Source organism: Vicinamibacteria bacterium, from assembly GCA_035570235.1.
Taxonomy (GTDB): domain Bacteria; phylum Acidobacteriota; class Vicinamibacteria; order Fen-336; family Fen-336; genus DATMML01.
In genome coordinates this window covers 29,627-52,870 of record DATMML010000030.1, presented here as the reverse complement: position 1 = coordinate 52,870, position 23,244 = coordinate 29,627, and the positions used below count along the sequence as shown (strand labels likewise).

27 protein-coding genes are annotated in these 23,244 nt (G+C 66.3%); 14 read left to right on the top strand and 13 right to left on the bottom strand.

Annotation, left to right across the window (positions count from 1 at the left end):
* Positions 1–60 precede the first annotated feature (60 nt).
* A complete protein-coding gene (locus VN461_04770) occupies positions 61–549 on the top strand; it encodes a RidA family protein (GenBank protein ID HXB54073.1) in 489 nt (162 codons plus the stop codon).
* A gap of 101 nt (positions 550–650) precedes the next feature.
* On the opposite strand, the gene VN461_04765 is transcribed toward VN461_04770, so the two are convergent.
* Positions 651–1,475 carry an N-acyl homoserine lactonase family protein gene (locus VN461_04765; protein ID HXB54072.1) on the bottom strand — a complete coding sequence of 275 codons (825 nt, stop codon included), beginning with the start codon at positions 1,473–1,475 and terminating at the stop codon, positions 651–653.
* A 282-nt stretch (positions 1,476–1,757) separates the two neighbouring features.
* On the opposite strand from VN461_04765, the gene VN461_04760 reads away from it, so the two are divergent.
* On the top strand, positions 1,758–2,117 hold the full coding sequence (locus VN461_04760; GenBank protein HXB54071.1) for a hypothetical protein: 360 nt from the start codon (positions 1,758–1,760) through the stop codon (positions 2,115–2,117).
* A gap of 325 nt (positions 2,118–2,442) precedes the next feature.
* Positions 2,443–2,913: a hypothetical protein gene (locus VN461_04755; GenBank protein ID HXB54070.1), complete on the top strand. Its 471-nt coding sequence runs from the start codon at positions 2,443–2,445 to the stop codon at positions 2,911–2,913.
* A gap of 84 nt (positions 2,914–2,997) precedes the next feature.
* On the opposite strand, the gene VN461_04750 is transcribed toward VN461_04755, so the two are convergent.
* Positions 2,998–4,182 (bottom strand): alpha-galactosidase, encoded by a 1,185-nt coding sequence (locus tag VN461_04750; GenBank protein ID HXB54069.1) that lies wholly within the window; start codon positions 4,180–4,182, stop codon positions 2,998–3,000.
* A gap of 160 nt (positions 4,183–4,342) precedes the next feature.
* Positions 4,343–4,534 (bottom strand): hypothetical protein, encoded by a 192-nt coding sequence (locus tag VN461_04745; protein ID HXB54068.1) that lies wholly within the window; start codon positions 4,532–4,534, stop codon positions 4,343–4,345.
* A gap of 487 nt (positions 4,535–5,021) precedes the next feature.
* Between VN461_04745 and VN461_04740 the strand changes: the two genes are divergently transcribed.
* Both VN461_04740 and VN461_04735 read left to right on the top strand, forming a co-directional pair.
* A complete protein-coding gene (locus VN461_04740; protein HXB54067.1) occupies positions 5,022–5,393 on the top strand; it encodes a hypothetical protein in 372 nt (123 codons plus the stop codon).
* Positions 5,394–5,600: 207 nt separating this feature from the next.
* Positions 5,601–6,845, top strand: a complete 1,245-nt coding sequence (locus VN461_04735) for a prolyl oligopeptidase family serine peptidase (protein ID HXB54066.1) — start codon at positions 5,601–5,603, stop codon at positions 6,843–6,845.
* A gap of 128 nt (positions 6,846–6,973) precedes the next feature.
* On the opposite strand, the gene VN461_04730 is transcribed toward VN461_04735, so the two are convergent.
* A complete protein-coding gene (locus tag VN461_04730) occupies positions 6,974–7,861 on the bottom strand; it encodes a PP2C family protein-serine/threonine phosphatase (GenBank protein HXB54065.1) in 888 nt (295 codons plus the stop codon).
* Positions 7,862–8,397: 536 nt separating this feature from the next.
* Here VN461_04730 and VN461_04725 point away from each other — a divergent pair.
* Entirely contained in the window at positions 8,398–8,847 is a 450-nt protein-coding gene (locus tag VN461_04725) for a hypothetical protein (protein HXB54064.1), read from the top strand.
* A gap of 160 nt (positions 8,848–9,007) precedes the next feature.
* Complete coding sequence (locus VN461_04720; protein ID HXB54063.1) at positions 9,008–9,703, top strand: VIT1/CCC1 transporter family protein; 696 nt, start codon at positions 9,008–9,010, stop codon at positions 9,701–9,703.
* Here VN461_04720 and VN461_04715 read toward each other — a convergent pair whose 3' ends face one another.
* Positions 9,704–10,342, bottom strand: a complete 639-nt coding sequence (locus VN461_04715) for a hypothetical protein (GenBank protein ID HXB54062.1) — start codon at positions 10,340–10,342, stop codon at positions 9,704–9,706.
* 59 nt (positions 10,343–10,401) lie between these two features.
* Between VN461_04715 and metH the strand changes: the two genes are divergently transcribed.
* The 4 genes from metH (at position 10,402) to VN461_04695 (ending at position 15,348) form a co-directional block, all read left to right on the top strand.
* Complete coding sequence (gene metH, locus VN461_04710) at positions 10,402–14,166, top strand: methionine synthase (protein HXB54061.1); 3,765 nt, start codon at positions 10,402–10,404, stop codon at positions 14,164–14,166.
* A 25-nt stretch (positions 14,167–14,191) separates the two neighbouring features.
* Complete coding sequence (locus tag VN461_04705) at positions 14,192–14,617, top strand: hypothetical protein (protein ID HXB54060.1); 426 nt, start codon at positions 14,192–14,194, stop codon at positions 14,615–14,617.
* Complete coding sequence (locus VN461_04700) at positions 14,614–14,892, top strand: Smr/MutS family protein (protein ID HXB54059.1); 279 nt, start codon at positions 14,614–14,616, stop codon at positions 14,890–14,892. The genes VN461_04705 and VN461_04700 overlap by 4 nt, the downstream gene beginning before the upstream one ends.
* Before the next feature lie 231 nt (positions 14,893–15,123).
* Positions 15,124–15,348: a hypothetical protein gene (locus VN461_04695; GenBank protein HXB54058.1), complete on the top strand. Its 225-nt coding sequence runs from the start codon at positions 15,124–15,126 to the stop codon at positions 15,346–15,348.
* A 141-nt stretch (positions 15,349–15,489) separates the two neighbouring features.
* Here the strand turns inward: VN461_04695 and VN461_04690 are convergent, their stop codons facing one another.
* From VN461_04690 to VN461_04670, 5 genes are read right to left on the bottom strand one after another with little or no spacing between them, the layout of a single operon-like run.
* Positions 15,490–16,536, bottom strand: coding sequence for an FAD:protein FMN transferase (locus VN461_04690; protein HXB54057.1), 1,047 nt, complete (start codon positions 16,534–16,536; stop codon positions 15,490–15,492).
* The gene (locus tag VN461_04685; GenBank protein ID HXB54056.1) at positions 16,533–17,627 is read right to left on the bottom strand and encodes a DUF3570 domain-containing protein; all 1,095 of its coding nucleotides are present in this window, start codon (positions 17,625–17,627) and stop codon (positions 16,533–16,535) included. The genes VN461_04690 and VN461_04685 overlap by 4 nt, the downstream gene beginning before the upstream one ends.
* Complete coding sequence (locus tag VN461_04680; GenBank protein HXB54055.1) at positions 17,614–17,835, bottom strand: DUF4266 domain-containing protein; 222 nt, start codon at positions 17,833–17,835, stop codon at positions 17,614–17,616. Before VN461_04680 ends, VN461_04685 begins: the two co-directional genes overlap by 14 nt.
* A 10-nt stretch (positions 17,836–17,845) precedes the next feature.
* On the bottom strand, positions 17,846–18,376 hold the full coding sequence (locus VN461_04675; GenBank protein ID HXB54054.1) for a TlpA disulfide reductase family protein: 531 nt from the start codon (positions 18,374–18,376) through the stop codon (positions 17,846–17,848).
* Position 18,377: 1 nt separating this feature from the next.
* A complete protein-coding gene (locus VN461_04670; GenBank protein ID HXB54053.1) occupies positions 18,378–18,800 on the bottom strand; it encodes a hypothetical protein in 423 nt (140 codons plus the stop codon).
* Positions 18,801–19,113: 313 nt separating this feature from the next.
* Here VN461_04670 and VN461_04665 point away from each other — a divergent pair, with 313 nt between their 5' ends.
* From VN461_04665 to VN461_04655, 3 genes are all read left to right on the top strand, one after another.
* Positions 19,114–20,436 carry an inositol-3-phosphate synthase gene (locus VN461_04665; GenBank protein ID HXB54052.1) on the top strand — a complete coding sequence of 441 codons (1,323 nt, stop codon included), beginning with the start codon at positions 19,114–19,116 and terminating at the stop codon, positions 20,434–20,436.
* A gap of 10 nt (positions 20,437–20,446) precedes the next feature.
* Entirely contained in the window at positions 20,447–20,671 is a 225-nt protein-coding gene (locus tag VN461_04660; protein HXB54051.1) for a hypothetical protein, read from the top strand.
* A gap of 119 nt (positions 20,672–20,790) precedes the next feature.
* Positions 20,791–21,180: a hypothetical protein gene (locus VN461_04655; GenBank protein ID HXB54050.1), complete on the top strand. Its 390-nt coding sequence runs from the start codon at positions 20,791–20,793 to the stop codon at positions 21,178–21,180.
* A 13-nt stretch (positions 21,181–21,193) separates the two neighbouring features.
* On the opposite strand, the gene VN461_04650 is transcribed toward VN461_04655, so the two are convergent.
* The 3 genes from VN461_04650 to VN461_04640 are packed head-to-tail and all read right to left on the bottom strand — an operon-like array spanning position 21,194 to position 23,213.
* The gene (locus tag VN461_04650; GenBank protein HXB54049.1) at positions 21,194–21,697 is read right to left on the bottom strand and encodes a PilZ domain-containing protein; all 504 of its coding nucleotides are present in this window, start codon (positions 21,695–21,697) and stop codon (positions 21,194–21,196) included.
* Positions 21,694–22,275 carry an NUDIX hydrolase gene (locus VN461_04645; protein ID HXB54048.1) on the bottom strand — a complete coding sequence of 194 codons (582 nt, stop codon included), beginning with the start codon at positions 22,273–22,275 and terminating at the stop codon, positions 21,694–21,696. The genes VN461_04650 and VN461_04645 overlap by 4 nt, the downstream gene beginning before the upstream one ends.
* The gene (locus VN461_04640) at positions 22,272–23,213 is read right to left on the bottom strand and encodes an RluA family pseudouridine synthase (GenBank protein HXB54047.1); all 942 of its coding nucleotides are present in this window, start codon (positions 23,211–23,213) and stop codon (positions 22,272–22,274) included. Before VN461_04640 ends, VN461_04645 begins: the two co-directional genes overlap by 4 nt.
* Positions 23,214–23,244: the final 31 nt, after the last annotated feature.

Genomic DNA, 23,244 nt, shown 5'->3' with positions numbered 1-23,244 from the left:
TTCGCAGCCTCGAGGTAGCGAGCTCTGAGGCGTACTGTGGCCTAACCCAAAGGAGGAACAATGAAGCCAATCCTTGCTGCCGCCCTGGCGCTGGTCGTCTACGCCAGCGCATTCGGAAAGGAATCAACATCGACGGCGCGCCTGCAGCAACTGCGGACGCCGCTCATGGGGGAGAAGACGCTGATCTCCGCCAGCGATGCTCCCAAGCCCATCGGCCCGTATTCACAGGGAGTAGTCTCCAGCGGGTTGATGTTCGCTTCCGGCCAGATCCCCATCGACCCCAAGACGAACGAGCTCCTTCCGGGGGATATCGAGACCCAAACAGAACAGGTCATAAAGAACCTCTTAGCCGTCTTGAAGGAGGCCAAGATGGGGCCGGAGAATGTGGTGAAGACCACCGTCTATCTTGTCGATCTGGCTGACTTCCCGCGTATGAACACGGTCTATGGCCATTTCTTCGGCAAGCAGCCGCCCGCGCGCTCGACAATCCAGGCCGTCGCCCTCCCACGCGGGGCTCGTGTGGAAATCGACATGATCGCGGCGTACTAGAGCAGTGAGTCGCGGGGTAGCGGGGTAGCGAGCTCCTTGTCTGACGGAGCGCCCCGGGGCACACTGCCCGGCTTCCTGCCCTGGGTGACCCCCGCTCCTCGCTACCGGATTCTTGCGATGCGGCCCTGGGTTGGGAATCTCTCGAACTGCTTGGCATCGTGGCCGGGAACGACGCGGTCCGCGGAGCCAGCGAGTTGGATCATGCGATCCTGATTCTTGACATTAGCGGGTTGGTCAACTTCGCTGAAAGTCGCGCTGGCCTTGTGCTCGGCGAGATTGCGGTAGAGGTAGCAATTGTCGGAGGCGAGAACGAAAGGCGGGCTACCATCCACGCGGATGTATTGCGAAGCATACGTGTGGCGGGCGCCGGTGTAGGCGCGAATGCCAGGAATGACCTCCACGTCATCTCCGTCGACGAGGCGTAAGCGGCCTTCTGTGTTGAGTTGCACAAGGGCCTTGATGTCATCGGGATCGATGCCGCCGTGCCGTCCGCCGGGCTGCCAGGCGTCACCGGCGTAGTAGGCAAACTCCTGCCTCTGAATCCAGACCGTGGCTTTGGGGAACAGGTCGATTCCACCCAGGTGATCCCAGTGAGCGTGGCTGATGATGATATCGGTTACTTCTTCGGGCTTGACGCCGGCAAGCTTGACCGCCTCGTCGGGGCTTAGGTATTCGGCTGTAGGAAAGGACTTGAACCAGACTTCCCGGTGAAAGCCGCTGTCGAACAAGATGTTCCGGTTGCCGCCCCGGATCAGCCAGATGACCATAGCGATGTCAATCTTTTCGTCCTTGGGTGCTCCCATCACCAGGGCGGCTACGGGCACGTTCAACGCGGTGCCGTAACGAATGGCGTGCACAGAATAATCCGGCGGGGAGAGGGGAGGAGCGCCCAGGAGAGTGAGGAAGAGAGCGACCAACGTCCTCATGGCATCATGACTCCTATGTCTTGGCGGGCATTGTAGGCGGGACGAGCGTCGTTGTGAAGGCCGCTACCGGCGACAGGCGATTTCTTGGGATTCTCGTTGAGCGTGAGGGGAACGACCCAGGGCGCTTCTGCACGCCTCCTTCACGGTCGGTTGTCGCCCGGACCAGGCGGAGGCGCCCGGGGTCTCCCTCGGTGCATGACCGGGTCCGAAGGAGCCTCAGAACGAGTCCGGCGTTTGCGGCCCCTCACGCAGGCGTCTTACACTGGGAGCCAGGGATTCCCCATGCCCGTCTCTTGGCGCATTTCCGACGGTCTCGTTGTTCTTGAGAGCGACGAGCCGGTCACTTTCGCGGAGTGGCAAGCGGCCATTGATGCCGCTCTTGCGAGCAAGGACTATCGGCCGGGGATGGGAGTGCTACACGATCAGCGACGGCTCAAGCGGGCGCCATCAATCGAGGAGGGCAAGGCCCGCGTGAACTTCGTCGCGGGGCGGGGGATTCGCAGATGGGCGGTATTGGCGGTGGGCGACGCCACCTACGGGATGGGTCGGATGGGCGAAGCGCTTTCCGCGGCGACCTCGGTTGAGATCCGCGCCTTCCGGGATCCCGCCGAGGCCGAGGCGTGGGCACGTGGGGAGGGGTAGTCCGCCTCACCGGAGGAAAAGCCGGCATCCAGTGGAGGCACTCCGACCGGGCTCACCTGCAGGGACCGAGAGTTAGCGTGATCCGCTCCCGCTCAGGGTTACGGACGCGAACAAAGAAACACCCAACCTAGCGAAGAACGTTACGGACCGACACGACTCGGGTGCATTCCAGGACCCTCGCGGTCGAGCCCCATCGTCTCGCCTGATGCCGATAGCGCCTCGGTCCCCCCTCGTGGCATACTTAGTCCCACATCCGGGTGCGTTCCAACCGTTCGACAGTGGCGGAGGTCAAGTGTCGTTGATGACGACCGGAAGGAGATAAGCGATGCGCTTGAACAGCAAAGCGATCGTTGCCCTGTCCACTCTAGCCTTGCTGCTGCCGCTCGTGGGACGAGGCGACACACCGGGCCGCCATCCCCGTTACTTGCGCGCTCGGAGCGACCTTCGGACGGCATGGCTGCTCCTGAGGGTGCACGACGAGCCCAATGTCATGCGTGAGGTGCGGGCGACCCAGGTTGATATCGAGCGCGCCATTCGCGAGATCGACCGCGCGGCCGTGCTGGACCGCAAAGACATCGATGATCACCCGCCGATCGATACGAGCCTGGATCGCCCGGGGCGCTTTCTCAAGGTGATGGCCTTGCTCGACAGCGGGCGCGCGGACATCGCAGGCGAAGAAGACAATCCCTACGCGGTAGGCTGGCGCAATCTCGCTTACCGCCACGTCGACGCGGCTAAGGAGCACTTGCGGAGAGCCGCGGTCACGCTGCGACTCGACCGAGAGTTGGGTTTCTAGATGTGACCAGCCTCCATCCAGGAGGCTGACGAAACCGACGGGGCGGGCCATCTCGCCCCGGGGCCTTCAGAAGAGAAGGGGCGATCAGAACGCGGGTGTGACCCGCACCATCACGACGTCGTGGGGCTCCACCTTCGCCTCGAACCGTCCCTCGAATGAACCGAGGTCTGACTTCCTCCACAGGTCGCGGACCACGGCCTTCCCGCCCGGGGAGAGGCCGATGTCCTCCCAGGGAATCACGATCTTCCCGGCCTCGGTGCCGCGGTTGAAGAGGATCACGGCCCGCGAGCCATCGGCCAGGGGCTTCACAAACACTTGGTGAGGGCCGTTGTCCCGGACCTTGCGTCCCTGAATCCCGAGCGGATCCTGGTCCACCGCGATGGCCTCGCGGTTGGTGAGGATCTCGATCGTCTCCTTGGACATGGTGCGCAGGTCGTTGCCCGCAATGAGGGGAGCCGCGAAGAGACACCAGAAACTGAAGTGGGCGCGGGACTCGGAGGGGTTCAAGCCTCCGTTACCGACCTCGAGCATGTCGGGGTCGTTCCAATGGCCGGGGCCCGCGTAGGGATGGAGTTCGGCTACCAGGTCGATGATGTGTACGACGCCCATCCCCCCCCAGCTCCTCCCGCAGTCCCAGCAGTCCTGGATGTCTCCGGTGCTGCGCCAGAGGTGGCCCACCCCCTGCGCCCAGAGCCAAGGCTTTGTGCTCCCCCATTCGCAGATGCTGAAGACGATGGGACGGCCACTCCCGCGGAGGGCGCGGCTCATCCGCCCGTAGGAGTCGCGAGTGTCCTGCCCCTGCGTGTTGCACCAGTCGTACTTCAGATAATCTACGCCCCACTCGGCGTAGGTCCGTGCGTCGAGCTCCTCGTAGCCTTTGCTCCCGGGGCGTTTCTTGCAGGTTCCGGTGCCCGCGTCCGAGTAGAGGCCGAAGCGGAGCCCCTTCCCGTGGACGTAGTTGGCCAAGTCCTTCATTCCGGACGCGAAACGCTCGGGGTCGGCGACGATACGACCCTTCTCGTCGCGCTTCACCTGCCAGCAGTCATCGATGACCACGTACTGGTAGCCCACATCCTTCATTCCCGCGGTCACCATGGCGTCAGCCGTCTCCTTGACGAGCTTCTCGCTGACGTCGCAACCGAACTTGTTCCAACTGTTCCAGCCCATGGGCGGCGTGGGGGCGAGCCCCTCGCCGCTTGCCGCCTGGCTAATCAGAGCGCCGTGCGCCGTGAGGACGGCCGCTAAGATCTGACGCCGCAACCTATCCATTACCTTCCTCCCGCGGAATGTGCGGAGTTTACCCGAATAGGTATCGACGCGAGAGGCGTTGAGAAGCACGGCGTTGCTCAGCCCGCCCCTCATCGAGCGCCCGGCCGGCAAGAGGGAACTAGGACAAGTCTTCCCCGCTTTGCAAGAAGGGATCTCGCATCTATCGAGTCGAGCCGCTCACGGGACCTTCCTGAAGGGCCCTCTCGTCCTTGAGGGCGCCCATGACGCCGGCGGCGATCATCTCCAGCGGCTCTTCGTAAGGATCGAGGAGCAGCTCCCGCTTGAGGCCATCGGCGGAACGCTTGAAGCGCAGCAGCCACCACGTCGTGTGCGGCAGCCGATGGATTCTCACGTTCCAGACTGCGGGCTGAGCCGCCACCGTTCGTGTGAGAACGTCTGCAATCGCCCGATTCCTGGGCGAGTCCGGGATCTGGCCAGAGATCAGAACCTGACCCAACGGTGGCCTCACTTGGAGAGAATTCGACTGGGGGGAGGGGCCCGACTGCCGACAGGGTAGCATGCCTGTCAAGAACCGTTAGTCCAATCCGGTAATCCAATAATTCGTTCCAACTAGGCTCTTGACGTCGGTGCACGCGCGGACGTAGCGTTGTCTGCCCAATATCTGCGGGTTTTCCTGGAATGGGAGTAGAGGCGACATGGGGGAACGCCTGGCGCATTTCCGCCTCGACCACCAAGGGTGGTCGACCTCCTTGCGGGTGTTGAGGTGAGGCCTTCCGGCGGGCTGGGTTTCTTCCCCGCCTCTCGCCCAGACTGGATTTTGAACCTCGGCGGCCCCTATCCGGCAAGGCTCGATCGGACTGAATTTCTCGGGGGCTTCCGTGCCAGATTCTAGCGTTCCCGATCCCGGGCCCGTTCGCCGGGCGCGGACGCGAGAGACTCGGGCAGTAAGTGACAAGCCAACCACGCCTTTCGACAATCTCGAGAGCGCCCACGAGTACGTCCGGTTGCTCGTCGAGGCCATCGAGGAAGCGGTCTCCGCCATCGACGAGGAAACCCGCCGTGCGGCCGGCGAAGGCAGTGGCCGGCCCCTCGAGGCGCTGCGGTTGGTCACCTATAAACTCGAAAAGCTGCGCGGGCACATGACCGCCGGCCGTCGGCTGCTCAACGACCTCAGGACTCTGCGCCGCCTCCTCCTGGGGCAAAGGCTGCTGTCCGAAGACCGGATACCCGGAGACGATGGCTCCGGATGACCAACACTTACTTGAGCGATGAAACGTATTCCGACCTTCGAGCAAGGAAGCAATCGGTGGAGGTCAGAACTCTCGGCGGGCAGCCGCGTGTCCGATAGCGCAAATTGAGGGAGCAACATGAGCTCGCTTGGGACGGCATCGTTCGACCTAGTTGACTTGGATCCCGTCACTCGGACAGCTCCGCCGTCTCGAGGAAGGAGGTAGTCGATGTCCGCTCTCAGGGGCACCATTTTGCTTTCGCTGATCGCCCTGGCGGTTCCCAGCCGGGCCCTAGCCCTCTGCACGACCAGCACCTGTGAACCGGACGGAACACAGCCGAGCGGCGCCGTGTTCCGCATGTGCATGCCGGAGCCGGGGTGCTGGAACGGCGATCTTGTGATCTGGGCCCATGGCTACGTGGCGTTCAACGAACCCGTGCGCATCCCAGAGGACCAGCTTGTGATCGGCGGTGTATCCCTGCCCCGCCTAATCAACAATCTGGGTTTCGGTTTCGCTACGACCAGCTACCGAACGAACGGGCTGGCCGTGAAGGACGGGATCGAGGATGTGCGCGAGCTGGTGGATCTCTTCCGAGCGGCGCACGGCTCGCCGGACCGGGTCTACCTGACGGGGGCGTCCGAAGGCGGCCTGATCACTACTTTGGCCGTCGAGCAGTTCCCGGAGACGTTCGACGGCGGCCTTGCCGCCTGCGGGCCGATCGGCGATTTTCGCCAGCAGCTCGATTACTTCGGGGACTTCCGGGTGGTGTTTGACTATTTCTTCCCCGGCCTCATCCCCGGCAGCCCTGTCACGATCCCCCCCGACGTCATAGCCAACTGGCAGACGACCTACGTTCCGCGGATCACCGCGGCCCTTCGCGCGCGCCCCCACGCCGTCGACCAGCTTTTGCGCGTGACCGGTGCTCCCACCGATCCCCTCGTCCCCGCCACCCGGGAGGCTACGATCTTGGGCCTCCTCTGGTACAACGTCTTCGCCACCAATGATGGGGTAACCAAGCTGGGCGGCCAGCCCTTCGATAACACCCAGCGTTTTTACTCGGGATCTGATAACGACTTCCTGCTAAACCTGCTGGTGCAGCGCTTTGCAGCCCAACCCGTTGCCCTCGACGAGGTCGGGGCCAACTACCAGACCTCTGGGCGGCTGATTTCGCCTCTGGTCACGATCCACACCACCGGGGACCCCATCATCCCTTTTGGCCACGAGGCCCTCTACTGGCTCAAGACCCTGTTTTCGGGCTCGCTGTTCCTCCACGACGAGATACCGGTTCTACGCTATGGCCACTGCGCCTTCCAGCCTAGCGAAGCGCTGGTGGCGTTCGCCCTGCTGGTACTAAAGGTCAGGGGCTTGGAGCTGGTCGGAGCCGAGCACGCCCTGCCCGACCCAACGTCTCGGCAGGAGTTCCTAGACCTAGCGCGTAAGAACGGGCTCGCCCCGCAGAGTCCGATTCCCTAGAGGCCCGGCCCGCCACGGTTGCGCGGGCGGCAGAGGGGAGGGCCCACTAATGCGACTCCTCTCGGATCGGTGCATTACCTGACCGGTCTCTGGGGGAGCGCCCGCGCTGCCCCTCCGAGTAAACCTCGTTATGTCAGCGTCCGCAGGACCAGCAATGCGGTGTCGTCGTGGGGTTGCTCGCCTCCCGCAAATCTCTCCGCGTCACTCGTGATCGCATCGATGACCTGCTCCGCGCCCTTGCCGGCGGTCTGTCTCAGAACCGCTGCGATGCGCTCCTCGCCGTACAGTCTCTGGGAAGGGTCCGCCCGCTCGCTCAGGCCATCGGTGTAGAGGAGCAAAGCCGTCCCCGGTGGAACCTCTACCTCGCCCACCGCGTAGGTTGACGTCTCGAAGATCCCCAGGGGCAGACCCGTGGCCTCGAGCCGTAGCAAGTTGCCGTCGGGACCAAGGCCCAGGGGGGGCGCATGCCCGGCGTTGACGTAGCGCAGCCGGTACGCGCTGAGATCGAGCACGGCCAGCACCATGGTCACAAAAACGTTCGGTGCGGTATGGTGAGCCAGCTGCGCGTTCATGGCGTGAGCGACCGCCTCGAGTGAGTGGTCACGGGTCAAAAAAAGCGCGAAATGAAGGGTGGCCTGCAGGTTCGCGGTCAGGAGGGCGGCACCTGTACCCTTGCCCGAGACGTCGGCCATGGCAATGAACAGGTGGGAGTTACCGAGGGGCAAGGCATCGTAATAATCGCCGCCAATGAGACGAAAGGGCGTGTAGTGAGCAGCCAACTCGATGCCCGGTATGCCCGGGAGCAGGGCGGGGAGTAGGCGGGACTGGATTTCCCGTGCCGTGCGCTGGTCCTCTTCTCTGTCGAGGCGACACAGGAATTCACGGCGAAGAATGACCTGAACGGCAGTGAACATGACGAATCCCAACAACATGAGCGCGAGCGAGATCCATCGGAGCGGGCTGGACACGAAATAGACGGCGATGAACGCCAGGCCACCCAGGGAACAGCTGGCCAAGGTTACGGCGACGGTCCAGGCTATTCGCGTGCGAATCGGGAGCCGGCGCTGCCACGTCGGGTCCCATCCCAGCGCCGCAAAAAGCACGGTGTCTCGATTCCACCGCGCTTTCCCTTTGGAACGCGTGGGGCCCGACTCCCCTAATCCCATTTACTCCTTCCCGGGCGCCCACGACCACGGCCGAGGCCAGGAGCGGGTCGCTGGGGTCCCCGCCGAGGCTCGCGATCTGTGTCTCCGCGGGAGAACATTGAGGTGCGAGGTTCCCCCAAGGCCAGAGAGGCTAACACGGGCGGGGAGAGTCGCCCCTGCACCTGGTAACTTGCGTCCGAGGGCAGGCTGCTCAAGGCTACGGGGCCTAAAGCGACGTCCGTCCGTAGTAGAGTGGCACGCTGACGGCCCTGGGACGGGCGCTACGGCGAGGAGGCGGAAGTAAGAGCACGCTTGCGGCGACAAACCGGCAAAAACTTGGCGGCCGCGGGCGGGAATCGTGACCGGCAGGCCCAGGATGCTGGTTCCCGAGAAGGGACAATTGACCCGTGGAGAACCGTCTCTCGAGAGAGGATGAGGACTGGCTAAGGATGCTGTCCCTGGGGCACTATGTCATCGCAGGGCTCGAGGCCCTCGCCGGTTTTATGCCAAGCCTCCATCTCGCGCTCGGTGTTTGGCTGTTGACGTCGGAGGTGGCGAAGTCAAAGAATGGAGCACCCGCCGTTCTCTTCGGCGGCTTCTTTACCCTCCTTGCCCTCACATGGATGCTCCTGGCCTGGTCCCTGGCCACGTGCCTTGTCATCGCGGGGAGGAGTCTCGCCGACCGCAAGCGGAGGACACTCTGCCTGGTCGTGGCCGGCGCCGAGGCCATGCTGTGTATACCCTTTGGCACCGTTCTGGGGATGTTCACGATCATCGTTCTCCTGCGCCCCGAGGTGCGTGACGTATTCGAGGCAACGGACCGATCCGTTCGCCCCCGACGGCCGAGCACCCCATAAGACGACTTCGCGGCTGAGGATCCGGCGCTCGAAACACTGCGCCGGCGAACAGGATCGGCGCAACGCAAATTTCCGCTCGCGGCTCAGCGGCCCGTCTCTGTAGTAAGTTACGGGCGCCGTCGTTCCATGTCCTGCTGCCACGGACCGGAGGAGGTCGTCCATGCCACAGACCCCCCATGTCGAGACCCATTTCACTTCGGGCGAGGTGGTGAGGGATGTGGTCATCGGCATGTCCGACGGCCTCACCGTCCCCTTCGCCCTGGCGGCGGGGCTCTCGGGGGCCGTGGACGCTACTGCCATCGTGATCACGGCCGGCTTGGCCGAGGTGGCGGCGGGCTCGATCGCCATGGGCCTGGGCGGATACCTCGCGGCCAAGAGCGACGCCGAGCACTACCGGAGTGAGCGGGCCCGTGAGCAGCGCGAAGTGAGGGAACTGCCCGCGCACGAAGCGGCGGAGGTGGCCGAGATCTTCCGGTCCTACGGCCTCACCGAGGACGAGAGTGCTCCTTTGGTCGAAGCACTGCGCCAGCGCCCCGAGGCCTGGGTCGACTTCATGATGCGGTTCGAGCTGGGCTTGGAGCAGCCCGACCCGCAGCGCGCGCGCAAGAGCGCGATCACGATCGCGGGGGCCTATATCGCGGGCGGCTTGGTCCCCCTTGCCCCCTACTTCCTGGTCGCCAGGGCCCGGGCCGCTCTGCCCCTCTCGGTGGGGGTCACCCTGGTCGCCCTTGCCGTGTTCGGTTACGTGAAGGGGCGCTTCACGGGCGCCGCCCCCCTTCGGGGGGCGCTGCAGACCATGCTCATCGGGGGGCTGGCGGCGGCTGCCGCCTTCGCTATCGCCCGCCTCGTCTCCTGATCAGCGGGGCGTAGGGAGCGCGGGGACGGCCTTCAGACGCTCTTGCTGGCTCCGCCCCATGTAAGCGATTCCCAGATAGAGGTAGGCTTGGGCGAGCTGGGGGGACATGGTGGTCCCGCCCGCCGCGACGAGCCGCCGGGCGGCCGCGTCCAGGGCCGCTATCCCACTCTCGAACTCGCCGTTCTCCACGCGCCGAACGCCCTCCGCCACATCGGGATCCAGGGGGACCTTGATCGCAGCCAGGCCGAGGGGGAGGGGCAGCCCGGGGGTCCCCGGCCTGTGGGGGGCTGACTCCACGAGCACGGCAATGCTGGCCCGTTCTATCCCGGGTTCCCTGGCCATGGCCTCGGAGCGCTTGAGGGCTCCCCGGGCGGCCTCGGGGTCGTCCGTCAAGAGGTAGGCTTCGGCCAGCCGCAGGTAGGGGTAGTAGCGGTCGATCTTGTTGGTCCCGTAGGTGACGACGTTGTTCCCGGGCTCGGGCCGCAACTTGAGGGCGCGCTTCAGCGCCTCCACCGCTCTTGGCCCCTGCCGCTGCTTCAGGGCTTCGACGCCCGCGGTGTAGGCGTCATACCATTCCTCGGCGGCGACAAGGGAGGAGAGGAGGACGAGGGTCAGTGCCCACCCCCATGGCCGCTTCATGGGGTGACTCTACTCCCCTGGTTCACTCGCGGCAACAACCGCTGGTACACTAGAAGCTTATGGCTGACGATCCCATCCCCGCCCATCGCGCGGCCGGGCTGCACGCCCTGCTAAAGGAGCGCATCCTCATCATGGACGGTGCGATGGGTACGATGATTCAAGCCCGCAACCTCCAAGAGGCGGACTTCCGCGGCGGGCGTTTCAAGGACCACCCCCGCGATCTCAAGGGCTGCAACGACCTGCTCTCCCTCACCCAGCCCGCGGTGGTGGAGGCCATCCACCGGGAGTACCTGGAGTCGGGGGCGGACATCATCGAGACCAACACGTTCAACTCCACCTCTATCTCGCTGGCGGACTATGCTCTGCAGGAAGCGGCTTACGAGATCAATCTGGCCGCGGCCCGGGTGGCTCGGAGGGCGGCGGGCGCGTTCATGGCCGCCCGGCAAGGGCGGGGAGTGTTCGTGGTCGGAGCCCTGGGGCCCACCAACCGCACCGCCTCCTTCTCCCGCGACGTGAACAACCCGGGCGCCCGCCAAGTGACCTTCGACGAGCTGGAGGCCGCCTACTACGACCAGGCCCGCGGTCTCCTGGACGGCGGGGTGGACGTGCTGATGGTGGAGACCATTTTCGACACCCTGAACGGCAAGGCCGCCCTCTTTGCCATCCAGCGCGCCTTCGATGAGCGGGGACAACGGGTGCCGGTGATGGCCTCCGTGACCATCACGGACATGAGCGGCCGCTGCCTATCCGGACAGACGGTGGAGGCCTTCTGGAACTCCGTCTCCCACGTGGATCTGTTGAGCGTGGGGATCAACTGCTCGCTGGGACCGCGCGAGATGAGGCCCTACTTGGAGGAGCTCTCCGGCGTGGCCCCCGTGTTTGTGAGCTGCTACCCCAACGCGGGCCTGCCCAACCCCCTCTTGCCCACGGGCTTCCCCGAGACGCCCGCGGACATGGCCCCCGTTCTGCGCGAGTTCGCGGAAAGGGGCTGGATCAACATCGTCGGGGGCTGCTGCGGCACTACCCCCGCCCACATCCGGGCCATCGCGGAAGCGGTGCGGGGCCTGCCCCCGCGTGACCCCGCCCGGCCCGCGCCCTACTCGCGATTCAGCGGCTTGGAGCCGCTCACCATTCGTCCGGATGCCAACTTCCTGAACATCGGCGAGCGCACCAACGTCACCGGGTCGCCCCGCTTCGCCCAGCAGATCCTGGCCGGCCGCTTCGAGGAGGCCCTGGCCGTCGCGCGCCAGCAGGTGGAGGGGGGGGCCCAGATCCTCGATGTAAACATGGACGAGGGGATGCTGGACTCCGCGGCCGCGATGACGACGTTCCTGAACCTCATCGCCGCCGAGCCCGACATCGCGCGCGTGCCCATCATGGTGGACAGCTCCAAGTGGAGCGTGATCGAGGCCGGGCTGAAGTGCCTCCAGGGGAAGGGCATAGTCAACTCCATCAGCCTCAAAGAAGGAGAGGAGGCTTTCAAGCGGCAAGCCCGGCTCGTCCGCCGCTACGGGGCGGGGGTGGTGGTGATGGCCTTCGACGAGGAAGGCCAGGCCACGTCCGTGGAGCGCAAGGTCGCTATCTGCGCGCGCGCCCACGGGATCCTCACCGAGGAGGTGGGTTTCCCGCCCACGGACATAATCTTCGACCCCAACATCCTGACCGTCGCCACCGGCATCGAGGAGCACAACGACTACGCAGTGGCATTCATAGAGGCCACGCGGAGGATCAAGGCCCTCCTGCCCGGCTGCAAGGTGAGCGGGGGAGTCAGCAATATCTCGTTCTCCTTCCGGGGGAACAAGGCCGTGCGGGAGGCCATGCACTCGGCCTTCCTTTACCACGCGATCAAGGCCGGCCTCGACATGGCCATCGTCAACGCGGGCCAGCTGGAAGTCTACGCGGAGATCCCCCGGGACCTGCGGGAACTCGTGGAGGACGTGCTCCTGAACCGCCGGGAGGACGCTACCGAGAGGCTCGTGGCCTTCGCGGAGTCGGTGAAGCAGAAGGACAAGGGTCCGATTCAGGAGGACGCCTGGCGGCGGGGAACGGTGGAGGAGAGGCTTACCCACGCCCTCGTGAAGGGGATCGTGGACTTCATCGAGGCCGACACCGAGGAGGCGAGGGAGAAGCACGGGAGGCCCCTGGCCGTGATCGAGGGCCCCCTCATGGCCGGCATGAACGTGGTGGGGGACCTCTTCGGCTCCGGCAAGATGTTCCTGCCCCAGGTGGTGAAGAGCGCGCGGGTGATGAAGAAGGCGGTGGCCTACCTGCAGCCATTCCTGGAAGCCGAGAAGAAGGAGGGAGAACCAAGGCCGGCGGAAGCGCGGATCGTGATGGCCACGGTCAAGGGCGACGTCCACGACATCGGCAAGAACATCGTGGGCGTGGTCCTGGCCTGCAATAACTACGAGATCGTCGACCTCGGGGTGATGGTGCCTTGCGAGAAGATCCTGGCCACCGCCCGGGAGGTGGGCGCGGACATGGTCGGTCTCTCCGGCCTCATCACGCCCTCCCTCGAGGAGATGGCGCATGTGGCGCGGGAGATGGAGCGCCAGGGCTTCGAGGTCCCCCTTCTCATCGGGGGAGCCACCACGAGCAAAGCCCATACCGCGGTGAAGATCGCGCCCGCTTACCACGGGCCGGTGGTGCATGTCCTGGACGCCTCCCGGGCGGTGGGGGTGGTGGGCAAGCTCAAGAGCCCTGGGCAGAGGGGGACTCTGGCCGCGGAGAACCGGGCCGAGCAGGAGCGTCTCCGCCGGGAATTCCTCGCCCGCCGGACGGAGCGTCCGCTCCTCTCCCTGGAGGACGCGCGCCGCCGGCGAACACGCATCGACTGGAACGCCTACCAGCCGCCGCGCCCCTCCCTCCGGGGCGTGCGTGTGCTCGATTCCGTGCCCCTGGCCGAGATCGTGCCCTTCATCGACTGGTCCCCCTTCTTCCACACCTGGGAGCTGAAGGGAACCTACCCGCGGATCTTCGAGAACGAGGCCTGGGGGGCGCGGGCCCGGGAGCTTTTCGATGATGCCCAGAGGCGGCTCGGTCAGACGGTGAGGGACGGGTCCCTGACCGCGCGCGCGGTCTTCGGCCTCTTTCCCGCCAACAGCGTGGGCGACGATATCGAGGTCTACACCGACGACGCGCGCTCCGGGATCCTCGCCACCTTCCACACCTTGCGCCAACAGTCGGACAAAGGGGAGGCCGAACCCGACCAGGCCCTGGCCGACTTCATCGCTCCCCGCGAGACCGGGCTCCTCGACTACCTGGGGGCCTTTGCCGTGACCTCGGGGGTCGGGATCGAGCCTTTGGTGGAGGCCCTCGAAAAAGACCACGACGACTACGGATCGATCATGGTCAAGGCCTTGGCCGACCGCCTGGCGGAGGCCCTGGCCGAGTGGCTGCACAAGCGGGCTCGCGCCGAGTGGGGCTACGGCGAGAACGAGTCGCTCAGCGTAGAGGACCTGATCCGGGAGCGCTACCGAGGCATCCGCCCCGCTCCTGGCTATCCAGCTTGCCCGGACCACACCGAGAAGCGCCCCCTCTTCGATCTCCTCCGGGCGGAGGAGAACGTCGGCATCCGCCTCACGGAGAGCTACGCCATGCTTCCCGCCGCCTCGGTGAGCGGTTTCTACTTCTCGCACCCCCAGGCCCGCTACTTCGCGGTGGGCCAGATCGAGCGCGACCAAGTGCTCGACTACCACCGGAGAAAGGGTATGGACCTGAGGGCGGTGGAGCGCTGGCTGGCCCCCCACCTCAACTACGAGCCCGAGGGAGAGGTGGTGGGGGAGGTGTCACCCACGCGCGCGCCCAACGGCGTCGTGGTCTGAAGAGGCCCAAAGGCCGCCGTCCCCCATGAAGCTCCAGCTCCGCTTCCCGGCCAGCCCCGAGAACGCGCTCGACCACGCGCAGCTCGCGGTGGAGGCATCGTGGGAGGAGAACGAAGTCGACCTCGACTACTCACCGGCCAGCTTGGAGCGCCTGGACGAGCAGATCGAAGGGCTCCGCGAGCAGGGGCTGACGGGGGAGGACGTGGCGGAAGCCCTCTTCGTGTTCGGCTGCTACCTCGGGCAGGTCATGATCCAGGGCCTGGGGGGGCGATGGGTGGCGACCGCCCGCTCGCCGCTCCGTGACCTTTCCCCCTGGCCGATGGTGGTGGTCCTGCCCGGGGGCTCGGCCTGGGACCCCATCGGCAAGGCCTACAAGCGCCTCGAGCTCGGCGATTCAGAGTATCTGCCCGCCTTCTACGCGGCCGCGGCCGTCTCCGCGGGGCACGCGTGAGGGACGAGGACGCGGTCGAGATCCCCATCACAGGCGAATTGGACCTGCATACGTTTGCTCCCCGCGACGTAGCTTCCCTGGTCGAGGACTACGTGCGGGCCTGTCGAGAGAAGGGAATCCGCCGACTGCGTCTCATCCATGGCCGCGGCCGTGGCGTACAGCGCGCAGAGGTGCGGCGCGTCCTTGCCCGCTTGTCCGAGGTGGCGGCCTTCGCGGACGCTCCCCCCGAACGGGGCGGCTGGGGCGCGACCCTCGTCGAACTCTACCCAACGTGAACGACGCTGACGTGCGAGAGATCACAAGCGGCAATGGCTCAAGTCTTTTCTTAGGAGTTCTGGAAGCCGCCCCGGACGGGGCTTTCAGGAGGTCACACCCTTCGCGCCCGCGCAGGCACGGGACAAATGCGATCTTGACAAGGGAGGACACGCCAACTACATTGCGATTGCGCCGCGAAACGGCGACACCGAATCATCAATCAACCTTGGACGGGAACAGCATGGGTGGTCATGCGTAACCTGACGTTTGGCTTCTTCGACGACAGCGGCCTTCCTCGTGACACTCGGATCCTGATGTTCTACTCATTCGATACGGACGAGAACCTGCCGCGGTCCGGCATCCTCCACTACCACTTGGGGGAGGGGCGCTTCGTGGGACCGCGGCACGACCGTGAGCTCACGACCGCTGCCCTCGAATTCCTCACCCACGCGGGCCGCCTTCCCGCGGGATCCTGAGCTCGCCCCCGAACCCCCGCCTCTTAAGATGGCCCCCTTGTCTTTCTGAACGGGAGGGCCGTATCGTCGAAGCCTCCTCATGCGCGGCTCGCTGGTGCGCCTAGAACCGAGGGCGTGAGCGACGCCGCGACTCCGGTGGGGTTAAGGAGGCGCGGAGGTTGGATGAAACTTTCCCCGGAGGCGCGGCGAGGTTGCAATACCGATGCGGCCGTCGGGCTGCCGGTAGGCGATGAGACCAGCGGTCTGGGGGAAGGACTCGATGATGTCCAGGCCCCGTCCCGGTCCGAGGATGAAGCCTACTTTGGACAAAGCATCGGCGAAGGTCCCATCGGGGGAGATGATGGTGGCGCTCAATGCCCCATCGGAGGGTTGGAGGGTCCGGGGATCGAGGATGTGGCCGTATGTGCGGTTGCCTGCGGTGAGGTAGTTGGCATTCTGGGCGGAAGTCGAGACCGAGCATTCCCCGACCTCCAGCATGCCGAGCAACCTGTTGGGGGCGTCTGGATTCTTGATCCCGACCCGCCATGAGTCTTTGCCCGGCGGGTGGCCGAGGAGGTACTGGTTGCCCCCGGCGTCGATCAACCCCGTGAGGCCGTGTTTGCGGAGCACGTTGGCGGCGAGCTCTACTGCGAAGCCTTTGGCGATACCACCCAAGTCGAGTTCGACGCCGGGGCGGGCGAAGCGCGCCGTGTGCAGGCTCTCATCGATGAGTAGGTTCTTGTACCCAACTAGGGGACGCACCCGGGCCAGCTCCTCCGGGGCGGGGACGTGGGCCTTCTTGTCGTGAAATCCCCAGAGACGCACCAAGGGACCCACGGTGATGTCGAAGGCACCGTCGCTCAAGGCGCTGACGCGCTGTGCCGCCTCCAAGACCGAGAGCAGGGGAGCGCTGACCTTCACCGGGACGCGATCCGCGTTGCGGTTGAGTTCTGCGAGCTCGCTGTCGTCCCGGTAGTTGCTCATGAGCCGGTCGACTTCCGCGACGGCCGCGAAGGCCTCGTCGACGGCGGCCCGGCGCTCGCTGGCCGAGCCTCCATTGGCCATGATCTCCACCGACGTCCCCATGAGGTATCGGTATTCCCTGGTCGTCACGTCCGGATCGGCCGCCGGCGGCTCCCCGCCCGCGGAGGCCTGCCCGACCAACACGAAGGCGACCCAGGCGACGCCCTTCCCGGGGAGCGGTCTCACTTGTTGCCTAGGGGAATGCGGACGCCTCCCGTGAAGATTGCGGCCTGAAACCCGGTCGTGCTCCGGTAGAACTCGTACTCGGCGGTCAGGCCGGCGCCTTCCGGGAGCCAAAGGAGACGGCCCCGGGACGTGTAGACCACTCGTCCACCGTAGAGGCTGGAGTCAAATGGCTGGAGCCGAAAGTCCCCCGTGAAGTAGTGGGGGTTGCCGAAGTATTCCGGAGCAAAGAAGAATGCCCCCGTCTGCTGGTACCACCGATACGACACATTTACCAGGAGTTGTCGGGTCAGATAGTGGGACAGACCCACCTGAAGGCTGTTGGAGTGGATCGACCAAGTATCCAGGTAGTGTCGGTAGTCGGTCTCGAGATAGCTATCGAGAGGTAGGGCTTGCCGAAGCCTCGCGCTTAGCGTCTGGCGGGTTCGGCTGTCCGGGGAGACTCCAACCGCTCGCTCGCCGTTGATGAGCGCGCGAAGGAACGGACTCGATTGGTACCCGTCGATCTGCGCGATCTCGTAGCCGAATTGCGCGACCGTAGTTTTCGTGAGGGTGTGAGTGAGGGAGGCGAAGGCGTCGCTCGCAAACTGGTTCTCCGTCCGCTGGGCGGGGTGGAGCTGCGGTCGGTTGAGGGAGAACGAGTAGCCGCCCGCCACGGTCGTATTTCCTTTGTTCAGGCGCTTGGAGATCTGCGCGATGACGGTGGTCGCCTGGTAGAAGTTCTCGTGCCCCACCTCCGCACCAACGGTGAGCTTCGTGTCATCGCTCAGCTTATGGATCACGGAGGCGCCCGCCAGCAGGCGGGTGTCCCTGGCGCCCGGTCGGTGACAGCGCACGCACGAGTCCGAGGCCGCGGAGATGGCGTCCAGGCCGAACTTTGCTCGGAGGGTCGTTCGGTCGGTGAAGTCTTTGGTGAGCTCGATCGTTGGGCTCAGGATGGTGGCGTCCCGCGTGTCCTGGAAGGCGTGGAACTGGACGTTCAGCTCGTCTTCCGCCCAGTCCACATACCCTGCCCCTTCGAGGGCGGAGACGCCGATGCCCACGACTAAGAGCGCCCGCAGGCGTGAGCGGTAGCGAGGCTTACTTGCAGCCACAGCCGCCCGACTGGACTCCAAAGCCTCCCGCTGCGCCCTCTCGAGCCTCCTGCCAGTGCGTCTGGTACGCGACGCGTCCCGCGTCGGAATCGAAGGTCATGCAGGGATCGGCGAGACGGCCCCGCTGCCACGGCTGGACGGTCGCGCACCCTTGAGCGGAGAGTCCCATCACGCCCGCGAGGACCACCGTGCGGCAGAGCAGGGACATCAAGACCTCCTCATGGACCGATGACGACCACTCCGTCGCTCTCCGCTCCCGCTTCCTCGAGGAGCCTCGCGATCTCCTGACGGTAGACCGGAAGGCTGGCGGGTGAATACCCCGCGTGGCGGAAGCGGATGTTGCCGCTCCGATCGATCAGGAAGGAGCTGGGCATGGCCTCGGCGCCGAAGGCCTCGGGCACGCGGCCCTGGGGGTCGAGAACGACCGGCATCTGATGGGGATGGTGCGAGAGGAACTCGTCGGCGTCGCGACGCCGCTCGTCGACGTTCACGGCCAACAGGTCGAGGCCGAGGGGGTGGAGCTCCAGGTACAGCGCATCCAGGGAGGGGAAGGAGCTCTTGCAGGGCCCGCACCAGCTCGCCCAGATGTCCACGAGAAGGACGCGACCCTTGAAATCGGCGAGCCTCACCGTCTTGCCCTCGAGGGTGGTGAGCTCGAGGGTCGGTGCTGTCGTTGGCGTCGGGCGGGCCCCGGCCGTTCCGGAAAGGAGCACCGTTACAAGAGCCGCGACCCAGAAGGAAGGGCGCATCCTACCGGCTGCCCGGGGCCCCATAGACAACCACCCAGTTGAAGACGAGCGCCGCCTTCGTTTGCGGATCCCCGGTCCAGTACCGGTACATCGACCCCCCGGGCTGGGTGTCCACGACCAAGGCGCTCGCCGCATCATAGGGCTTCACGTCCTTGAGGACCTCTTGGTAGGTGCCCATCGAATAGTTGCCGGCCGCACGAGAGTCGTTGTGACAGGAGAGGCAGTCATTCGCAAAAGCGGTTTGGAGGTCGGTGTAGGCGACCGTCCGGCCCGTGGGGGCGGTAGGCCCTCCCGGCACCCCGGGGTTGGAGGTGTCGGTTCCGGGCCGCCCGTTCACGCAGGCGGCCAAGAGGGGAGCGCAAATCAAACATACCAACCCGAGGGTCCGGCGGACATCCGCACCCCTCAGGCCGAGATAGCGCATTGGCGTGAGCCCGAGCAATGGGCATGCCACCGAGGCCCGGTTTGAGTCGAGCCCTTTTGGCCGAGAAAAGGAAGAGCGGGATCCGTAGCCGCGGGACTCGTATCTCGCCACGGACATTGCCTGTCCTTCACCGGTGACAACGCCGTTGTATGGCGTCAGCGGGGTTCTCTCCCCGGGGTTGACCCGCGGGTCTTTCAGGGGAAGCCGACGGATCGCATCATGAGGCTCCGGCCCCCCTTCGGCCGGTGTCCCGAGCCATGGTACCATCTGCCCTTTCGCGACCGCGCGCGGACGGCGCCACGGAGGATCGTCGATGACCACGACGGGGAAGAATCGGCCCATCGGGCGGGCGGACGGCAAGCTGGGGGTGTTGCTGCCCGGCATGGGGGCGGTGGCCACCACCTTCGTGGCGGGGGTGGAGGCGATACGCAGGGGCATGTCCCGACCCATCGGGAGCCTCACCCAGATGGGAACGGTGCGGCTGGGTAAGCGGACGGAAGGGCGCAATCCCCGCATCGCTGAGTTCGTCCCCCTCGCCTCCCTGGACGACGTGGTCTTCGCCGGCTGGGACATCTACCGGGACAACGCCTACGAGGCCGCGCGCAAGGCAGGCGTGCTCAACCCCGAGCATCTGAGCGCCCTGAAGCCCTTCCTGGAGACGGTGAAGCCCTGGCCGGCCGTCTTCGACCCCGCCTACGTCAAGAGGCTGACGGGCGAGAACGTGAAGAAGGGGAAGAACAAGCGGGACCTTGCGGAGCAGGTCTCCGCCGACATCGAGGGCTTCCGCAAGGAGAAGGGGCTCGCCCGCCTAGTCATGGTGTGGTGCGGCTCCACCGAGGTGTACCGCGAGGCGAGCGAGGTCCACTCCACGATCGAGAAGTTTGAGCGGGGCCTGGCCGAGGATCACCCCGACATTCTCCCATCCATGATCTACGCCTACTGCGCGATCAAGGCGGGAATCCCCTACGCCAACGGGGCCCCCAACCTCTCCGCCGACATTCCCGCCCTCACCGACCTGGCCCGGAAGACAGGCACCCCCATTGGGGGCAAGGACTTCAAGACCGGCCAGACCCTCATGAAGACGATCCTCGCCCCCGGCTTCAAGGCCCGCCTCCTGGGCATGAATGGCTGGTACTCGACCAACATCCTTGGCAACCGGGACGGGGAGGTGCTCGACGACCCGGAGTCCTTCAAGTCCAAGGAGGTCTCGAAGCTGGGGGTCCTGGAGCACATCCTCCAGCCCCACCTCTACCCCGACCTCTACGGGAAGATCCACCACGTGGTGCGCATCAACTACTACCCGCCGCGGGGGGACAACAAGGAAGGCTGGGACAACATCGACATCTTCGGCTGGATGGGCTACCCCATGCAGATCAAGGTGGACTTCCTCTGCCGTGACTCCATCCTGGCCGCCCCCATCGTGCTGGACCTCGCTCTCTTCTTCGACCTCGCGGGGCGGGCGGGGATGAGCGGCATCCAGGAATGGCTCTCCTTCTACTTCAAGAGCCCGATGCACGCCCCCGGCCTCTACCCCGAGCATGACCTTTTCATCCAGCTCATGAAGCTCAAGAACACGCTGCGGCATCTGCGGGGGGAAGAGCTCATCACCCATCTGGGCCTCGAGTACTACGATTAGGAGCCTACCCATGGAGATCCAGGGTCTGGGGATGGGGACCCACCTCAAAGAGGTGGCGACGCAGGACGTCATCTACCGCAACTGCTCGGTGATCCGGTCCGACGTGGTGGGCCTTCTCTTCGAGGTTCAGCGCACCATCACCGATGCCGGCGGCGACGTGGAGCACGTGCACAGCCAGCTGCTCATACCCTGGGCCAGCATCACCTACGTGCTGCTGGCCGAGGAGAAGCTCTGAGCGGGGGCCGGGCCGCGACCTCCCCTCCCGGGGCCTAGGCCATCCTCACCCTACTGCGGGCAGTCCACCTGGCCGCCCTCGTTCTCTGGGTGGGCGCGGCCGCCGCTTACGCGCTTGCCATGGCCCGCAGCCCAGGAGTGCCCGCGGCCGCCCTCGCCGCCCGCCGTCGCCTCCAGCCCCTGCTCCTCTTGGAGCACGCCTCCCTGCTCCTGCTCCTCGTCTCCGGTCTCCTGCTCATGCGCCAACGGGGCTGGGGCCTCGGCCACGCCCGCTGGCTTCTGGTCAAGCTCGGCCTGGTGATCTTTTTGGTGGTGCCGCTCGAAGCCTTCCACGCCTGGATCGCGCACGTTTGGATTGCGCGCGGCCTCCGTCAGACCCCGGCTCCCCCCCTCTCGAAGGACCTAGCCCGGGGCCTGGCCGTGCAGGAGATGATCGCGACCCTGGCCGTGCCCCTGCTCGGCATCGGCCTCCCCCTGCTCGTGTGGCTTTCCGCGGCCCGGCCGTTTTGAAGGGTCGAGCGGCTCAGAGCCGACGCAGGAGGACGAGGCGCACCCCCGCCGGTGAGGGCAGGGCGGCGGCCAGGCGCCAGCCATCGAAGCCCAGGTGGTTCAGCTCCTCGGTGTCGACCTCCGGCCGGTCGAGCAGCCGGTACTCGTAGTGGGCGTTCGGGGCCGGATTCGGTGAGGGCAGGAAGCCCTCCAGGGCGAACTCTTCGACGCGGCGGACCACGCCCGCATCCAGGCCATGGAATCGCACGGCCAGGCCCGCGGGCCGGCCGGTGACGGCATCGAAGGTGTCGCTCCGCCAGACGAGCTGGCAGGGGAGGACGACCTCCTGCCCGCTGCGGGGGAGGACGAGGCGGAGGCGGAGGGACTGGGTGGGCTCGAGTGGTGTGCGCGTCTGCAGAAAGGCTCCGTCGGGACCGAGGTCGAGCAGGGCCACGATGTGGCTGCGCCCGTCCACCTCCAGGACCGCGCTGCGGACGAAGGGGATGGTTCTTCGCCGGGCCCGCCGGCGCTCCTTCATCCCGCCCTTCCCCCGGCCCGCCGCTCAGTTTCCAAGAGGAGGGCGATCAGCGTCTTGCCTTCCCGGACTTCGCCGCGGCGGATCATGTCCCGGGCCTCCTCCAGGGTGAAGACGCCCGCCTCGATGCGCTCGTCCGCCTCCGGTCGGGGAGGGACCGCGCGCAGGGCGGTGGCCCGGAAGAGGTACATGGTCTCGTCGCAGAAGCCGGGGGTCGTGTAGAAGACACTCAGCGGCTCGAGGCTGGAGGGTTGCAGCCCCACCTCCTCCTCCAGCTCCCGCCGCGCCCCCTCCTCCGCGGTCTCGCCGGGGTCCAACCGGCCCGCGGGCAGCTCCCAGACCCTCGCGTCCACGGGGTAGCGGTACTGCCGCACGAGGACCACCCGCCCGTCTTCGTGCACGGGCAGCACCGCCACCGAGCCGCGGTGGCGGACGACCTCGCGCACGGCCTGTACCCCCCCCGGTTCCTCGACCAGGTCGACGTCGAGGGCGAGGACCTTGCCTTCATAGACGCGGCGGCGGGTCACCACGCGCGCCCTCCCCTCGGGGGGAGCGTCGGCGGAACGGCTCATGATGGTCATGATACCAAGCTCTTTGTCCGCGGTTGGCCGCCGCTTCCCGCCCGGAGGCGGTCGACCACACCCTGCAGGTCGGGGGGCAAGGGGCTCTCGAACACGACCCGCTGGCCGGCCCCGGGGTGCGTGAAGGCGAGGCGGGCGGCGTGGAGAGCGGGGCGCTCCAGGGAGGCCAGGGCCGCGCGGGAGGCGGCCTGGCGGGAGGTGGGCGGGCGCGTTCCCCCGTAGGTGGCGTCTCCCGCCACCGGATGGCCGAGGGAGGCGAGGTGGACCCGGATCTGGTGGGTGCGCCCGGTGTGGATCCGCACCCGCAGGAGAGCAGCGCCGTCGAAGGCTTCCTCGACCACGTAGGAGGAGCGCGCTTCGCGGCCGCGGGGGGACCGCGCGGACATCCGCTTGCGGTGGACGGGATCGCGGCCGACGGGGGCGTCGATCGTCCCCTCCCGGCGGGTGGGCGTACCGAGGACGAGGGCCAGGTACTCTTTCTCGACCGTCCGTCCCGCGAATTGCTGGGCCAGCGCCCGGTGGGTCTCGTCGTCTTTGGCCACCACGAGCAGGCCGGAGGTGCCGCGGTCCAAGCGGTGCACGATCCCCGGGCGCAGGACCCCTCCCACCCCCGAGAGGTCGCGGACGTGCCGGAGGAGCGCGTTTACGAGGGTGCCCCCCGGCCTCCCCGCCCCCGGGTGAACAGCGAGGCCGGCCGGCTTGTTAAGGACCAAGAGGTGTGGGTCCTCATGGACGATGTCGAGCGGGATGTCCTCGGGCTGGGGATGGGCGGGAACGGGATTGGGCACGACAACGGAGACGGCCTGGCCCGGGCGGAGCCGGGCCGAGGCCCGGGTGTCCTTCCCTTGCAGCCGCACGTGGCCGGCCGCGATCAGGGACTGGATGCGGGCCCGGCTCAGACCGGGGAGCTCACGCGCCAGCCAGGAATCGAGCCGCAAGCCCGCGGCAGAGGCGTCGACCAGGAGCGAG

What these genes read in the sequence shown, in the direction of transcription:
- VN461_04770 (HXB54073.1), top strand. Translation starts at nt 61, where the DNA reads ATGAAGCCAATCCTTGCTGCCGCCCTGGCGCTGGTCGTCTACGCCAGC.
- VN461_04765 (HXB54072.1), bottom strand. Translation starts at nt 1,475, where the DNA reads ATGAGGACGTTGGTCGCTCTCTTCCTCACTCTCCTGGGCGCTCCTCCC.
- VN461_04760 (HXB54071.1), top strand. Translation starts at nt 1,758, where the DNA reads ATGCCCGTCTCTTGGCGCATTTCCGACGGTCTCGTTGTTCTTGAGAGC.
- VN461_04755 (HXB54070.1), top strand. Translation starts at nt 2,443, where the DNA reads ATGCGCTTGAACAGCAAAGCGATCGTTGCCCTGTCCACTCTAGCCTTG.
- VN461_04750 (HXB54069.1), bottom strand. Translation starts at nt 4,182, where the DNA reads ATGGATAGGTTGCGGCGTCAGATCTTAGCGGCCGTCCTCACGGCGCAC.
- VN461_04735 (HXB54066.1), top strand. Translation starts at nt 5,601, where the DNA reads ATGTCCGCTCTCAGGGGCACCATTTTGCTTTCGCTGATCGCCCTGGCG.
- VN461_04720 (HXB54063.1), top strand. Translation starts at nt 9,008, where the DNA reads ATGCCACAGACCCCCCATGTCGAGACCCATTTCACTTCGGGCGAGGTG.
- VN461_04715 (HXB54062.1), bottom strand. Translation starts at nt 10,342, where the DNA reads ATGAAGCGGCCATGGGGGTGGGCACTGACCCTCGTCCTCCTCTCCTCC.
- metH (HXB54061.1), top strand. Translation starts at nt 10,402, where the DNA reads ATGGCTGACGATCCCATCCCCGCCCATCGCGCGGCCGGGCTGCACGCC.
- VN461_04705 (HXB54060.1), top strand. Translation starts at nt 14,192, where the DNA reads ATGAAGCTCCAGCTCCGCTTCCCGGCCAGCCCCGAGAACGCGCTCGAC.
- VN461_04695 (HXB54058.1), top strand. Translation starts at nt 15,124, where the DNA reads ATGCGTAACCTGACGTTTGGCTTCTTCGACGACAGCGGCCTTCCTCGT.
- VN461_04680 (HXB54055.1), bottom strand. Translation starts at nt 17,835, where the DNA reads ATGTCCCTGCTCTGCCGCACGGTGGTCCTCGCGGGCGTGATGGGACTC.
- VN461_04675 (HXB54054.1), bottom strand. Translation starts at nt 18,376, where the DNA reads ATGCGCCCTTCCTTCTGGGTCGCGGCTCTTGTAACGGTGCTCCTTTCC.
- VN461_04670 (HXB54053.1), bottom strand. Translation starts at nt 18,800, where the DNA reads ATGCGCTATCTCGGCCTGAGGGGTGCGGATGTCCGCCGGACCCTCGGG.
- VN461_04665 (HXB54052.1), top strand. Translation starts at nt 19,114, where the DNA reads ATGACCACGACGGGGAAGAATCGGCCCATCGGGCGGGCGGACGGCAAG.
- VN461_04660 (HXB54051.1), top strand. Translation starts at nt 20,447, where the DNA reads ATGGAGATCCAGGGTCTGGGGATGGGGACCCACCTCAAAGAGGTGGCG.
- VN461_04655 (HXB54050.1), top strand. Translation starts at nt 20,791, where the DNA reads ATGGCCCGCAGCCCAGGAGTGCCCGCGGCCGCCCTCGCCGCCCGCCGT.
- VN461_04650 (HXB54049.1), bottom strand. Translation starts at nt 21,697, where the DNA reads ATGAAGGAGCGCCGGCGGGCCCGGCGAAGAACCATCCCCTTCGTCCGC.
- VN461_04645 (HXB54048.1), bottom strand. Translation starts at nt 22,275, where the DNA reads ATGACCATCATGAGCCGTTCCGCCGACGCTCCCCCCGAGGGGAGGGCG.